The organism is Arthrobacter sp. R1-13, from assembly GCF_054161475.1.
In genome coordinates this window covers 1,856,642-1,871,602 of sequence record NZ_CP096420.1, presented here as the reverse complement: position 1 = coordinate 1,871,602, position 14,961 = coordinate 1,856,642, and the positions used below count along the sequence as shown (strand labels likewise).

Genomic DNA, 14,961 nt, shown 5'->3' with positions numbered 1-14,961 from the left:
GACGGATGACCTTCGATCTAGCTGTCATCGGCGCAGGCCTGGTTTTTGCCGAGTCGCTGGGGGAGCTCACCGGGGCGCTGCGGGCGGGAGGTCCGGCCGGGACGGCCGTGGTCCAGGCTCCTCCGGGCACGGGCAAAACCACGCTCGTTCCGCCGCTGCTCGCCAACCTCGCGTCCAGTCAGGCTCCAGGCCAAATGCGGGCCGGGGGCCGCCATCCGCGTGTTGTGGTCACCCAACCGCGGCGGGTGGCTGCCCGCTCGGCAGCCCGCCGCCTTGCCTCATTGGATGGCAGCCGTGTGGGCGACCGCGTCGGATACACCGTCCGCGGGGAACGCCAGTCCGGTCCCGGAACGCTGATCGAGTTTGTCACGCCGGGGATCCTGCTGCGCCGTCTGCTTGCGGACCCAGGGCTCGAGTCGGCCGACGCAGTAGTCCTGGATGAGGTCCACGAGCGGGGGTTGGAAACAGATCTGCTGCTCGGCATGCTCGCCGAGGTCCGACAACTCCGGGGCGACCTCACGCTGGTTGCCATGTCCGCAACCCTGGACGCGCCCCGGTTCGCCGCCCTGCTTGGAACTGCCCAGGACGGGAACCACGACGACGGCGGGCCGGCCCCGGTGGTCGACTGTCCGTCCGCACTGTACCCGCTGGAAGTGGAATGGGCGCCAGCGGCTTTGCCGCGGCTGGACGACAGGGGAGTCACCAGTGCTTTCCTGAACCACGTGGCGGACACGGCTGCGGCCTCGCACTCCCGGGCACTGGCCAAAGACAGGGACACGGACGCACTGGTGTTTCTCCCGGGGGCGTGGGAAGTCGCCTACGTCGCCTCCCGGCTGCGGGCCAAGGTGGGTGCGGAAGTCCTGGAGCTTCACGGGCAGGTTAGCCCAGCGGAGCAGGACCGGGCGGTCACGGGACGGAAACCCGGCGGCCCCCCACGCATCATCGTTTCGACGGCGCTCGCGGAATCGTCCCTGACCGTGCCCGGGGTCCGCCTCGTGATCGATGCCGGGCTCTCCCGTGAACCGCGAAGGGACGCAAGCCGCGGCATGACGGGACTGGTCACGGTGTCCTGCTCCCGCGCCTCCGCCGATCAGCGCGCCGGACGTGCGGCCCGCCAAGGACCCGGCCAGGTAGTCAGGTGTTACGACCAAAAGACCTTCGGCGCCGCACCTGCCCACCAGGCCCCGGAGATCGCCGTCGCTGATCTGACGGGTGCCGCTCTGGTCCTTGCCTGTTGGGGTTCGCCCGGCGGCCGGGGTCTGGCGCTTCCCGATACGGCACCCCCAGCCGCCATGGACGACGCCATGGAAGTCCTCCAGGAACTCGGCGCCGTTGGAACCGATGGTCAGGCCACCGATCTTGGCAAGACTCTGGCCCGGATACCTGCAGACCCGCGCCTCGGACGTGCACTGCTGGATGGAGCGGCTGCCGTGGGCAGCCGGGTTGCTTCAGAAACCGTGGCGGTCGTTTCCGGCGACCAGCGCGCTCCCGGAGCGGATCTTACCCGCCTTCTCACCATCCTGCGGAGCGGCCAGGACCCGGCTGCCCGACGCTGGGCCGAGGACGTCCGGCGGATGGAGGCGATTGTGCGTGAGGAAGCATCCGACGTCGTGCCTGAAGCACTTGCGGCGGAGATCGCCGTATCGGCGAGCGCGGCAGAAATGGTGGGCTTCGTCGTCGCACTCGCATTCCCGGATCGTCTGGCGCGCCGTGTCCCCGGCCAAGGTCCGGACCGGTACCTGCTCTCATCCGGCACCAGGGCCGGTTTACCTGCCGGCAGTGCCCTGGCCGGACACGAATGGCTGGCAGTAGCCGAGGTGTCGCGCGCCCAGGGCCGCGACGCAGCCGGTACCGGCGCCGTCATCCGTTCCGCCGCGCCGCTGTCCCAGGAACTGGCGGAGGCCGCCGGCCGGCATCTTCTGAGCGAAACAGTAGAGGCGCAGTTCAGCCAGGGCCGCCTCACGGCGCGGAAGGAACGCAGGCTGGGAACAATCACGTTGACGTCGACGCCGGTGCGCCCCTCAGCGGAAGAGGGGCGCACGGCTGTGGCGCAGGCATTGCAGAAGGATGGACTGGGAACCATCGGATGGTCGACGGCGGCAGAGGGATTGCGTCGCCGCCTCGCCTTGCTGCACCGGGAAGTCGGCAGTCCCTGGCCTGACGTATCCGAACCGGCTCTGCTGGCGCGGCTGCAAGAGTGGCTGGCCCCCGAACTGGAAGCACTGGCAGGCGGAACGCCCACCAACAGAATGGACCTGACGGAGCCGTTGCGGCGACTGCTGCCCTGGCCCGAAGCTGGGCGGCTGGGCGAGCTGGCGCCGGAGTGGCTCGAAGTGCCCAGCGGTTCCCGGGTTCGGATCGACTACCCGGCCGTGGGAGACGACGACGGCCGGCCGGTGGTTGCGGTCAAGCTGCAGGAGTGCTTCGGCTGGGCTGAAACACCACGTTTAGCGGGAGGCAAGGTGGCTGTCCTGTTCCACCTGCTTTCGCCAGCCAGGCGGCCGTTGGCTGTGACGGATGACCTTGCTTCCTTCTGGTCCGGTCCTTATACACAGGTCCGCTCCGAAATGCGGGGGCGCTATCCGAAGCATCCCTGGCCGGAGGATCCGTGGGCAGCTCCCGCCACCGCGAAGGTCAAGTCCAGGATGTGAGGCCAGCGTGGGCCAGTCCGGCAACGCTCCTTCACGTTTCGCGGTTGAAATGCGGACGCTCCTTCACGTTTCGGGGTTGAAACGGGGACGCTCCTTCACGTTTCGGGGTTGAAACGGGGACGCTCCTTCACGTTTCGCGACAATCTTCCCCGAGTTGAAGGAACCCCCACTGAGGTAGATTGCGATTTCCTTGCGAGAGGTGAAGGAGGGTCGGCGTTTTGGGGGCGAGAGGTGAAGGAGGGTCGGCGTTTTGGGGGCGAGAGGTGAAGGAGGGTCGGCGTTTTGGGGGCGAAAGGTGAGCGAGGGGCGGGGTGAAGCGGGATAGCCGGCAGGAGGTGCTGCCGGCTATCCGGGCTCCTAACCCTTGACCACCATGATCCAGCTGACCTGGACGTCGTCGGGGCTGGTGGGTGCCAGATTCACCTTCAGTTTCCCTTCGCCATCAGGGGAGTGCCCGGCGTATTTCATCGTGGTGTTGGTTCCGCTGATCCGCCTGCTGGCATCAACCACGGTGCCGTTGATGCTGATTTTGGCGGCCCGGTTCGGCGCATACTGTGCCCAGGGATCGTAAAGCCCCACGTAAACGGTGTAGGCGCCGGCCTCAAGGTTGCCGAACACATAGCTGACGTCCTTCCGCGCGGACTCCTTGGTCACATACCGCAGGGTGCCGAACATGTTGTCGCCGCCCACGGTGGCTGTGCCTGGATTGTCATAGCCCCATGTCTTGCCGGTTCCGGGATCAGCTCCCAATGGCTGATCCTTAGTCGAATTTGAGAGCGCGCCTGCTGCCGATGCCGCACCCCGGATCGCGGCGTAATCAGCGGTGTCAGTCGACCCCGGATCTGCGAAGTAGACCAGCCCGGAAGGCACCACCAGGACGGTGTAGCTGGCGGTGCGGCCGTTGGAGGCGAAAGTGGCAGTCACCGTCGCCGAGCCCGGTACTGAGAAGTCTGCGCCGGTCCAGGTGACTGCCGACGTCGTCGAACTTCCGTTCTGCGTGACAACGGCGGTAGCCGGCAGCGCGGACGGCCCCGATCCCAGCGGAACGCTGGCTGGCATAGCCATATCCACAGTGAACTTGCCCCGGTTCTCCAGGTCTGCCAGGGTCCAGCGGTCCGTCCAGCGGAAGCTCAGGTCACCGTTAGCCCCGAAAGTGAGCGGGAGCCAAACCATGGGTGAGTTTCCGAGGTCCGAAGGTATCCACCGGTCGCCCATGTAGATGAATTTTCCTGCCGCGGGGTCAATCGGGATCACTGAGGTGCTTTGGGTGCGGAAGGTTGTTTCCGAGCCGGGCCCAACGGCGGGGCTGCCGTGCTGCGTCCACGGCCCGATGGGCGTGGGGGACGTCGCGTACCGTGCAGGGTTGGGATCCCAGCCGGTAGCGCCCGAGGTGATCAGGTAGTACGTGCCGTCGTACTTGAACATGGCGGGAGCCTCACGGGCCACGCCCTGGAAGTTACGGCTGAAGTCCACCCCCTCCACCGAGCGGTGCCACGGGACATTCAGGTACATGTAGCTGGAGTTCAGCCGGGACACATACATGGTCCGGTTCTCTTCACTGGAATAGATGATGTAGCCGGTGCCGTCATCGTCCTTGAAGAGGTTCATGTCGCGGGCCATTCCGAGTTGCGACGGGTACTGGTTGTTCGGGTTGTCCGCGGAAATGCGGTCCAGGCGGTAGCTGTCCACGTAACGGAACGGGCCGAACGGGGTGTCTGAGACGGCGACACCGGCGGTTGCCTTGGCGTACTGGGCATTCGAGGTTGTTGACGGGCCATCAGTGTGTACCCAAAGAACCCACTTGCCGGTTGACTCGTTGTACATCACCTTGGGGCGCTCAAGGACGATGGCTCGGCCCACGGCGTTGCCCGCACCCTTGCTGTCCAAGTCCCTGAACACAGCGTCTTTCTCGTGCGTTGTGTAGTCTGCGTAGAGAGCGGTGAAGTAGGGATCAGTGTCCAGCTGGGCGCGGGTTTCTGCGGTCTTCAGGACCAGTCCTTCATCCTTCCAGTTGTAGAGGTCGTACGAGGAGTAGCCGTGAAGGCCAGCCATGGGCTGGTAGCCCTGAGTACGGTCTTCGCCGTACCAGTAGTAGATGGTCCGCCCCTGCGCGTCTTTGGACGGGATCACCTGGCCTCCGTGGCCCTGAATGGCGCGGCCATTGTTATCGAGCCAAGGCTGGCCGGGGTTGAAGGAATCGTAGGTGACAAGCTTCCTCAGCCCGGCGGTTGCCGCCCCAATGGCCTCGTAGGCTGCCTTGTTGGCGGCCGCGTCGGCCGAGCCAGTATCCACCAGGGACTGTGCCGCGGCCAGCTTCTCCCTGAGGGCAGCCACTGAGTCCGCCGCATACAGGGACGCTTGTTCGGGAGTAAGCGTCGCCTGGCGGATTTTCTCTGCAAGCAGTTCCGGTGTGTAGTCCAGGGGCTGCCTGATCACGATGAAGTTCAGGGCCGGATCGTGGAACGTGTTGGTGCGGCCGGCCTGGCTGTGGGCCTGCAGGCTGAGCATGCCGTCGGTGACGGCCACGCTGTTGAAGGTCTTCTCCAGCCCTGCGCTGCTCGTGGCTGCAGTTCCGAGGACCTGGCCTTCCGCCATCAGGTCCAGCGTTCGTCCGGCCCACCCGCCGGGCAACGTGAAGCCGAACGTGACGTCGTAGTTCCCGTTGGGAAGCGCGAAGTCGTACTTCACTGCCCGGCTCGAAAGTACAGAGCCTGCGGGCGGTGCGTCGTACAGGATTGAGTCGTATTTTCCGAGCGTGCTGTTGGTGTTGCGTTTCGGATTGGAGAAGGCGTCGGAAACGAAGCCCCAGCTGCCGCCGGTCTTGGCGTCGGGCCCGAAGGCCTGGTCCGAGCGGGATTGATAGATTCCCATGGTGTCGCCGGGAGCAACTTTGTCTGTCACAGTGGCTCCGCTGTTCGCGAAGTAGAGTGCGCCGTCGGCCGCCACCAGTTGTTCGAGGCTGGGTTTCGCCAGCGGGACTGACTCCTCGGCCAATGCGGGCGACGCCGGCACCAGCAATGCGGCTCCGACAGCGGCTGTCAGCGCCGCGCCCACAATCCGCCTCGAGTGATGTGGCCGCCGGGAGTGGAATGCCACCATGCAGGCTCCGGACAGCAGCAGGGCTGCACCCGCAAGATACGGCACAGCTCCATACGTCACGGCTGCAGTTATAAAGCCGGTCATTCCATTCGCCGGATCCAGGGGCGCACCGCTTGCTGGCGAACCAGGAAGAACGACGGCGGCAGGGGCGCTATCGTCATCCGGTCGGGTAAAGACCACGCTGTGCGCTTCCCCGGCGGCCATCGCCACGATCCTGGGTCCGTACCCCGCCGGAACTGTGCTTTGCGCCGCGTTGTTGTCTCCCCAGGCGTAAATTTTTCCTGACTCGGTGGAGACGAGGCTGTGGTAGCCGCCAGCCGCGATTGCCGTCACCTTTTCGGAACCAAGCTCAGCCGGCACGTTGAGCTGCCCGTAGGTGTTCGAGCCCCACGCCAGCACTGCCCCTGTATCAGTGAGAGCCAGCGAGTGTGTCACTCCGGCGGAAATGGCCTTGATGTTCGCTGTGCCTATAGCTGCGGGAAGCTCGATCTGTCCGTAATCGCTCCTGCCCCAGGCCGTCATCTTGCCCTCGGACGTCAACGCCACGTTGAACCCGACGCCCGTGGCAATTTGCTTAATAGTTTGTCCTGCCAGGGATGCGGGAATCTGGTTCTGGGCAAAGGCGTTGTCACCCCAGCCCACCAGGGTTCCGTCCGTTTTGAGTGCCAGAGAGTTGCTTCCGCCCGCTGAGATGGCAGCAACTCCGGTGCGGGCCGCTTCGGGAACAGTTGCCTGATCGGACGCATTTCCGCCCCACGAGACTACTTTCCCGTCCGTGCTGAGGGCGAGGGAGTGGCTGGCGCCGGCGGCAATCGCCATAAACTTCCGCTCAGCGTTAAGGGGTACCGTCGACTGCCCCTGCACGTTGCTGCCCCATGCTGAGAGCCGGCCAGCGCTGGTAAGAGCAATGGTGTGGCCGTTTCCGGCTGCGAGGGCCTTCAGGGGTTGCCTGGCGAGGCTTTCAGGGATGGTCGTCTGCCCGGCAGCGTTGGAACCGAAGGCGAGCAGGAAGGAGCTCTGCGGCGGGGGAGTGGGAAGCTCGGTGGCATGCACCGTCGCAATGCCAAGATGGCCGGTGGCCACCATCACGACTACGGCCAGGGCGGCCCTGACTCTGGGTCTGATCATGATTGGTTCTCCAGGTGCGTGCGGTCTTGTTTGCCGGGTGCGTCGTCGCACCCGTTTGTCCCGCCCACAGCTAATCCTGCGGTTTCCCCCAAAACAACAAAAAGCACACTTTCGAACTGAAATGATCACAGCAGAACACCAGAACACCCAGTGCAAGCCCGGGTTGCTGGAATCGATGCCAAAGCAAAGACCCACCTTGGTTAAGCCTTCGGGGCCCCTCTTGCTGTTCAGGTGCCTCAGGGTGTCCAATCCTTAACAAAGACAAAAGGCGCACGGACACGCAGGAGATGCACATGTCGGGAAAAGGAGCAAAGAGCCCGGCGAGAAGTTCGGGCCGGGGCAATGGGGACCCGCGCCGCTCGGACGCCTCCACCTGGTCGCCGGCAGAGCGCCCGGAGCAAATCCGCAATGTTGCCTTGGTGGGGCACTCGGGCGCGGGGAAAACGATGCTGGTGGAGGGCCTGCTGGCCGCGACCGGTGCCATCACCAGGATGGGTTCCATAGCCGACGGCACCACCGTGAGCGATGCCGATCCCTCAGAGATCCACCAACAGCGCTCAGTGGCTCTCGCCGTCGTGCCCGTGGTTTTTGACGACATCAAAGTGAATCTGCTGGACACTCCCGGCTACCCGGACTTCACTGGTGAGTTGCGTGCAGGGCTCCGGGCGGCGGACGCAGTGCTTTTCGTTGTGTCAGCCGTTGACGAGATCGACACCGCCACGATCGCACTCTGGGGGGAATGCGAAGCCGCCGGGATGCCGCGTGCGGTGGTGATCAGCCGCCTCGATCATCCGCGCGCCGATTTTGACGCAGCCCTAGGGGCCTGCCAGCGGGCGTTCGGCGATTCCGTACTGCCGCTGTATTTGCCGCTGTCCTCCGGCGCCGGGTCGATCAGTCTGCTCGGCCTGTTGTCGAGGACCGTATCGACCTACACGGACGGCAGCGCGGAGCGCCAGGTACGGGAAGCCGACGACGGCGAACTGGCCGTCGCGGAAGAGGCTCGCGGAGCGCTCATCGAAGGAATCATCGCCGAAAGCGAGGACGAAACTCTGATGGAGCGGTATCTGGCGGGTGAAGAGGTCCCCCTTGAGGTCCTCGTTGCCGATCTGGAGACCGCCGTCGCCCGTGGTTCCTTCTTTCCAGTGCTGGCCACCGCCGCTGAATCCGGTGTCGGAATGCTGGAAGTGCTTGAGGTCCTGCGCGGCGGATTTCCGTCCGGGGCGGAGCGGGAGCTTCCGGTGGTCAGGCAGGTCGACGGTACCTCCACAGTGGAGCTGACTTGCGATCCCAAGGGTCCACTGGTGGGCGAAGTGGTGCGGACCACCATCGATCCGTTCCTGGGACGTGTGTGCCTCGTGCGCATTTTCTCGGGCACCCTGCGGGAGGACTCGGCAATTCACGTAGGCGGGCGGGGACTGGCGGATCGCGGACACCTCGATCACGACAGCGACGAGCGCATCACCCACTTGTACGCGCCCATCGGCGCATCCCTGCGGCCTGTGCCTTTCTGTGTTGCCGGTGACATTTGCGCGATGGCAAAACTCGGGAACGCCGAAACCGGGGACACCATTTCCTCGCGTGAGCGGCCGTTGCTGGTGGAGGCCTGGGATATGCCCGAACCTATGATGCCTGTGGCCATCGAGGCGGCTTCCCATGGCGACGAGGATGCCCTTGCGAAAAGCCTCGGCAAGGTTGCCGCCGGCGATCCGACCCTCAGGGTGGAACGCAACTCCGAAACCCATCAGCTGATCCTGTGGTGCATGGGCGAGGCGCACGCTGAAGTGGTGCTGGACCGGTTGAGGGAGCAGGGTGTGAAGCTGCAGACAGTGGAGGTGGTGACTCCGCTGCGCGAGACCTTTGCGGCTCCCTCGGCTGGCCACGGCCGGCATGTCAAACAGTCCGGCGGCCATGGGCAATACGCCGTATGCGACGTCGAGGTGGAGCCGCTGGACCGCGGATCCGGCTTTGAGTTTGTGGACAAGACCGTTGGCGGCGTGATCCCGGGACCTTACATAACATCTGTGGAGAAGGGAGTCCGGACGCAGATGCAAAAAGGGGTAGCAGCCGGCTTCCCTGTGGTGGATATCCGCGTCACGCTCGTGGGCGGCAAAACCCACAGCGTTGACTCCTCCGACGCCGCCTTCCAGGCGGCGGGCGCGCTTGCCCTGCGGGAGGCGGCTTCGGCCACCCGCATTCAGCTGCTTGAGCCGGTTTCAGCCGTGACTATTACCGTGTCAGATGACTACGTCGGTGCCGTTATGAGTGATCTGTCATCGCGGCGGGGGAGACTAACTGGAACAACGTCCGTCGGAGACATGACCGAGATCAGCGCCGAGGTTCCGGACCAGGAGTTGCTGAAGTACGCCGTGGAGTTGCGCGCCCTGACCGCAGGCACTGGACGCTTTAGCCGCCGGTACGTCCGCCATGATCCGGTCCCGTCGAATGCGATTCCGGCATCTGTGAAAGCCTGACGCTTCCTCCCCAAACGGAGGTCAGCGGCGTGCGGCTCGGCTCAGCAGCAGTGCGCGCAGGCGGTGAAGGTGCGGCATGATCCCGTAAATGACGATGGGAACCGCAACTGTGGCCAGCACGAAGGTCCGCAGTACAGGATGCAGGATCCCGAGCCACTCTCCGAAAGCCAGGTTGATGAGGGTCAGGGTGGGGAACACAGCCAGCCAGATCATCAGCGCGAGCTGATGTTTGTTGGGCTGTGCGGGACGGGTTGACGTTGACTGGATGGACATAGGTTCTCCTCGGAGTCTTGCAGGCAGTGGGCGGGACGAAGTGGGGAAGGGCAAGTTGCTGCCTGTCAAAATCCCCTGTTGAAATCGCGGACGGCGTTTCGGATGTCCTCCTCGACGAGGTCCGCGTTGATGGCCATGGCTGCGGCGGATCCTTCCCCGGCGGCCGTGATCACCTGAGCTCGAGGGTTGGCAACATTCCCGGCTATCCAGACGCCGGGAACAGTGGTGCGGCCGCTACTGTCCCGGACGGCCCAGCCTGCCTCATCCAGTTCGCAGCCGAGACCGATGAGGAGGCTGTTGTTCGGGATGAAGCGCGGCGGCACGAACAGTGCGTCCCGTCGGATGATGGCCCCGTCTTCCATTTCGACGCCGGAGAGATGATCGTCCTCAACGACGACCCGTCTGACATCGCCTTCGACGATGCCTATCGACCGGGCAACCAGCTCCGAGCGGTGAACGTTGGTCAGCGATTCAGCGGGCACGAACAACACGACATCCTTGGCCCACTGGCGGACGATCTGGGCGTAACGGACCGCATCCGGTGCGCCGCCCAGAACACCCAGCTGCCGGTCACGGACTTCATAGCCGTGGCAGTAAGGGCAATGCAGAACGTCCCGCGCCCATCTGTTGGCGAGGCCCGGAATGCCGGGCAGCTCGTCCTGCAGCCCGGTGGCCACCAGAAGACGCCGGGTCGCAATCCGCCTCCCGCCGGAAAGCAGCGCTTGGAATCGAGACTTTCCGCAAGCAACGAGATCTGTGACCTCACCGTTCAAGACGTGGGCACCGTAGCCCGTCACCTCCTGGCGGGCAATCACCAGAAGCTCGGCGGGAGGCAGGCCATCGCGCGAAAGGAACCCGTGCATATGGGAGGCAGGGGAGTTGCGTTGCGCCCCTGAATCCACCACCAGAACCTTGCGTCGGGCTCGGGACAACACCAATGCGGCTGACAGTCCTGCAGCGCCACCGCCCACTATGACTACATCAAAATCGTTCATGTCTCCAAGGCTGGGCCCCGGGTTCCTGTTCCGACAACAAACGTTGCTGTTTCCGGGAAACGAAGGTTGGATGGTTCTGTGAATGACACGACGAAATTGATTGCTGCGGCGCTCGATCAGGTTGGAGTGCGCCTCAAACGACTACGAATGCAGCGTGGCGTCACGCTGACCGGTCTCTCCGCAGTTACCGGTATCTCCAAGAGCACCCTGTCGCGTCTGGAGACAGGGCAACGCCGTCCAAGCTTGGAGCTGCTCCTCCCGCTGGCCCAGGCCTACCGCGTGCCATTGGAAGAGCTGGTGGGGGCACCCGAAATCGGGGACCCCCGGATCCGTCTCAAACCCCATAAGGCGAACGGCCGGACAGTCGTACCGTTGACCCGACAGCCGGGCGGGATGCAGGCCTGGAAAATAATCATTCCCATCTCCAAAGCCGACCCGGACCTCAAGGCTCACGAAGGATACGAATGGCTGTACGTTCTTTCCGGCCGTATGCGACTGCTTCTGGGCAGCCATGACCTCGTCCTCCGGGCAGGTGAAGTAGCAGAATTCGATACCCGCGTACCTCACTGGTTCGGCAGTACAGGAGACCAGCCGGCAGAAGTTCTGAGTGTATTCGGAGGACAAGGGGAGAGGATGCATGTACGTGCCAAGGCCAGCAAAGAGTGATTATGGGCGGGCCTGGCTCGCCTCATAGTGCTGCTCAGGAATGCCCGCGGAGAAAATCTGCCACAGGCTTCGCGAGCGATGCCCCCACTTCTTCAGGGCTGCGCTTGAAGCCCTTGATAGCGAAGGAATGGTCTCCGCCCTCCACCCAGTTCAGCGTCGCCGCGTCGCCGATCCGTGCGACTACAGACTCAAGCAAGGCAGGCGTCACGAAGGGGTCACCCGTTCCCTGGAGGAAGAGCATGGGCAGCGTGAGGCCGTAGAGGTGCTCGTCCCGGATCTTCTCGGGCTTTCCTGGAGGATGCAGGGGGTAGCCGAGGTAAATCAATCCGGCAGCCGGCATACCTTCGGCAACCGCCATTGACGCCATCCGCCCACCAAAGGACTTGCCGGCCGCCCACAAGGGCTCACCTTCCGAGTGTTTCGAAGCGACGTCCATGGCCGCCCGCCAAGCCGCGATCGCCGTCGGCGGCCTGTCCGGGAACTTCTTACCGGCCTCGCGGTACGGGAAATTGAAGCGGAGGGTGGCAACACCCTGATCACCCAGGGCGGCCGTGAAGCCGACCATAAACGGATGATCCATGCCGGCGCCGGCGCCGTGGGCAACCACGAGTGTCGCGAAGGGACTGTCAGGACGTCCGTAAGCCGCGGAAACTGGACTGTCACCAACGGAGATGCTGAGGGGGATTTGGGGGACGGGCATGCCTCAATAATGCCTGAACCCGCTGCCCGGCCGTACCCAACTCAAAGAGTGTCTGCCATCCACACGGCGGATCTGCTGACGTGGCTACTTCTGCGGGGTAGGTTGTTCCCATGGCGAGCGAAGCAACCACCCTCACCGTCGACGGTCCGAACGGTCCCCGGGAGATGCGGATATCGAGTCCCAGCCGCGTTCTCTGGCCGGAGCCTGGCATCACCAAACTGGATCTGGCCAATTTCATGGTGGACGTGGGGGAATCCTTCGTCAGGGCAAATGGCGGCCGCCCCATTACGCTCCAGCGCTTCTCGGAGAATATCGACGGCGAACAGTTCTTCTCAAAGAATCCTCCCAAGGGGGCACCGGACTTCATTCGGTCCGTCAAGGTGGTCTATCCGAGCGCGCGGACCCATCCCCAGGTGGTCATCGACGAACCCGCGGCGGCTGTCTGGGCGGTGCAGATGAACACCATCGTTTTCCACCCCTGGCCGTCCCGCGCGGATAACTCGGACAACCCGGACCAGCTGCGGATCGATCTGGATCCTCAGCCCGGAACGGACTTCGACGACGCCGTCCCGGCGGCGATCGAGCTGAGAACTGTGCTGGCAGAAGCCGGGCTTACTGCGTTCATCAAAACATCCGGGAACCGCGGCCTGCATGTGTTCGCCCCCATCGAGGCCACCCGGGAATTCCTGGACGTCAGGCACGCGGTCATTGCAGCGGCTCGCGAACTTGAGCGCCGCATGCCGGACAAGGTCACTACGGCCTGGTGGAAGGAAGAGCGAGGCGTGAAGGTTTTCGTGGACTTCAACCAGGCCAACCGTGACCGCACCATGGCCGGGGCTTACAGTCCTCGGCCCCTTGCCCATGCGCCGGTCTCCTGCCCGATTGAATGGGATGAACTGGAAAGCGTGGATCCCAGGCAATTCACCATCCTGACAGTTCCCGAGCGGTTGAAGACAACCGGTGACCCCTGGGCGGATATGCACTCCAAGCCGGGGAACATCGACACCCTCCTGGGCTGGTGGCAGCGCGATATCGACGCCGGTCTGGGTGAACTCCCGTTCCCTCCGGATTATCCGAAAATGCCCGGTGAACCGCCCCGGGTCCAGCCCAGCCGGGCGAAAAAAGCTGCCGGCTGACAACCCGCTGGACAGGCACGGAAAGTGTCTGTGAGGGTCTAGGAACGGCACATGAATTGGGGCACCATATGAAGTGTTCCCAGCCCGCCGCGCTGCTTTGTCGCCGCCCGGGCCTCCGCCAGACTCCAAGGAGATCCCAAATGCCAACCCGCCTCAACCCCTACCTTGGCTTCCGCGACAACGCCCGCGAAGCTATGACTTACTATCAGTCAGTCTTCGGCGGGGAACTCACCATGAGTACTTTCGGCGAGTTTCAGGCCAGCGAAGATCCTGGTGAGCAGGACAAGATCATGCACGCCATGCTCACCACAGATTCGGGAATGGTGCTGATGGGGGCGGACACACCTAATGGCATGAACTACAACCCGGGTGACAACTTCTCTGTCTCCCTCAGCGGTGAGGACGAAGCTGAACTGCGGGGTTACTGGGACCGGCTTTCTTCGGACGGTATGGTCACAGTCCCGTTCGAGCCGGCTCCGTGGGGTGACACCTTCGGCGTGTGCACCGACAAGTTTGGTGTTTCCTGGTTGGTCAATGCCGCCGGGGCGCCGTCCGCCTAGCAGTTATCGTCCGGCTACCACAGACGCCGCCTTTGTTGCCACAAAGTAAGCATTGAAGGGGTCCTCCTCCAGATCCTTGACCTCTATATGCTCGAAGCCGGCGTCGCGAACCATGGACTCGGCCAGTTCGACACCCCAGACCGTTCCGAGGCCATCGCCGCCCTGCGACAAGGAAACCGATGTGCAGTGGGTCGTGGAGACGGCGTAAAGGAAGGTTGCCCAGGGGAGCCCGATGTTATTCTCAAGCCTGCTCGAGGCCTTGATGTCCACCATCAGAAACGTCCCACCCGGGCGGAGTGCTTCGTGGATATTTCTGAGGACGGCGGCGGGATGTGCCTGATCGTGTATGGCGTCGAAGACTGTGACCAGGTCAAACCCGTCACGGATATCGAGTAAGGCGACGTCACGGGTTTCGAACCGGACATTGTCCAGTCCCAGCCGGGAAGCTTCGGCGCGTCCTGCAATCAGCCCTTCTTCGAAGAAGTCGTATCCTGTGAAGTTGCTGGCGGGAAACGCCTGGGCCATGAGGTTGACGGCGTGTCCGGCACCGCAGGCAATATCGGCGACGTCGATCCCGCTACTAAGGCGGTCTATACAGCCTGACAATGGAAGGATGGTGTCGATCAGGGAAGCGTCATGGACCGAGCCGCTGTCGGCCGCCTGCAACTGGACAAAGCCGGGGTAGTCCTCATAGCCAAGGCCGCCACCGATTTTGAATCTTTCCGCAATCTTTCCGGAAACGGCACCCATCAGCGCGACGTACTGCAGGGTCCGGGCAAGGTTCTCCACCCCCGGTCCGCTGACCGAGGGTGTGACGGCAGGATCCAGCAGATACGTGCGGGAAGCGGGTTCATACTGCACGATCCCGGCGGTAACCATGCCGCCGAGCCATTCCCGCACATAGCGCTCCTGCAATCCTGCTGCATCGGCAATCTGCTCACTGGTGGTAGCCGGCAGCGTCGCGAGGGTGTCAAAAAGGCCTGTTTGGTGGCCAATACTTGCGAGCACCGCCGCGGCCCCATCGTTAAGGATGTCCACCAACCTCTCGGCGGCGGCCTCTGTTGCCTCAGCAGTGACGCCGGATTCAGCGGTTATGGCAGAACCCTGGATTGTTGGCTCTTCGAGCGTGGTCATGATGGTCCTTTCTCGGCTGTTGGACGGACTAATGAATCCGATACCTCGAAAGTACGTGCCTGGACCCTGCCCCTTCGTCGGGCATCCGCCTCATCTTTTCCTGTCGGGCATGGGTCAAATCATGCAGAACAGCGGTCCTTACCAGCCG

Annotated in this window: 10 protein-coding genes; 5 read left to right on the top strand and 5 right to left on the bottom strand. The window is 63.7% G+C overall.

What is annotated here, in order from left to right; all coding sequences use genetic code 11:
- The first annotated feature begins 5 nt into the window (after window positions 1-5).
- Window positions 6-2,651, top strand: coding sequence for an ATP-dependent helicase HrpB (gene hrpB, locus M1D88_RS08535; RefSeq protein WP_458114086.1), 2,646 nt, complete (start codon window positions 6-8; stop codon window positions 2,649-2,651).
- Between the two features lie 357 nt (window positions 2,652-3,008).
- Here the strand turns inward: hrpB and M1D88_RS08530 are convergent, their stop codons facing one another.
- Entirely contained in the window at window positions 3,009-6,878 is a 3,870-nt protein-coding gene (locus M1D88_RS08530) for a family 43 glycosylhydrolase (protein ID WP_458114085.1), read from the bottom strand.
- A 293-nt stretch (window positions 6,879-7,171) separates the two neighbouring features.
- On the opposite strand from M1D88_RS08530, the gene M1D88_RS08525 reads away from it, so the two are divergent.
- Window positions 7,172-9,349 carry an elongation factor G-like protein EF-G2 gene (locus M1D88_RS08525; protein WP_458114084.1) on the top strand — a complete coding sequence of 726 codons (2,178 nt, stop codon included), beginning with the start codon at window positions 7,172-7,174 and terminating at the stop codon, window positions 9,347-9,349.
- 21 nt (window positions 9,350-9,370) lie between these two features.
- Here M1D88_RS08525 and M1D88_RS08520 read toward each other — a convergent pair whose 3' ends face one another.
- Entirely contained in the window at window positions 9,371-9,622 is a 252-nt protein-coding gene (locus M1D88_RS08520; protein ID WP_458114083.1) for a hypothetical protein, read from the bottom strand.
- Window positions 9,623-9,687: 65 nt separating this feature from the next.
- On the bottom strand, window positions 9,688-10,617 hold the full coding sequence (locus M1D88_RS08515) for an NAD(P)/FAD-dependent oxidoreductase (protein ID WP_458114082.1): 930 nt from the start codon (window positions 10,615-10,617) through the stop codon (window positions 9,688-9,690).
- Between the two features lie 78 nt (window positions 10,618-10,695).
- On the opposite strand from M1D88_RS08515, the gene M1D88_RS08510 reads away from it, so the two are divergent.
- The gene (locus tag M1D88_RS08510) at window positions 10,696-11,283 is read left to right on the top strand and encodes a helix-turn-helix domain-containing protein (RefSeq protein WP_458114081.1); all 588 of its coding nucleotides are present in this window, start codon (window positions 10,696-10,698) and stop codon (window positions 11,281-11,283) included.
- A 34-nt stretch (window positions 11,284-11,317) separates the two neighbouring features.
- Here the strand turns inward: M1D88_RS08510 and M1D88_RS08505 are convergent, their stop codons facing one another.
- A complete protein-coding gene (locus M1D88_RS08505; RefSeq protein ID WP_458114080.1) occupies window positions 11,318-11,983 on the bottom strand; it encodes an alpha/beta hydrolase family protein in 666 nt (221 codons plus the stop codon).
- Window positions 11,984-12,093: 110 nt separating this feature from the next.
- On the opposite strand from M1D88_RS08505, the gene ligD reads away from it, so the two are divergent.
- On the top strand, window positions 12,094-13,119 hold the full coding sequence (ligD, locus tag M1D88_RS08500) for a non-homologous end-joining DNA ligase (RefSeq protein WP_458114079.1): 1,026 nt from the start codon (window positions 12,094-12,096) through the stop codon (window positions 13,117-13,119).
- Window positions 13,120-13,259: 140 nt separating this feature from the next.
- A complete protein-coding gene (locus tag M1D88_RS08495; protein WP_458114078.1) occupies window positions 13,260-13,679 on the top strand; it encodes a VOC family protein in 420 nt (139 codons plus the stop codon).
- 3 nt (window positions 13,680-13,682) lie between these two features.
- On the opposite strand, the gene M1D88_RS08490 is transcribed toward M1D88_RS08495, so the two are convergent.
- Window positions 13,683-14,813 (bottom strand): class I SAM-dependent methyltransferase, encoded by a 1,131-nt coding sequence (locus M1D88_RS08490; protein ID WP_458114077.1) that lies wholly within the window; start codon window positions 14,811-14,813, stop codon window positions 13,683-13,685.
- Window positions 14,814-14,961 lie beyond the last annotated feature (148 nt).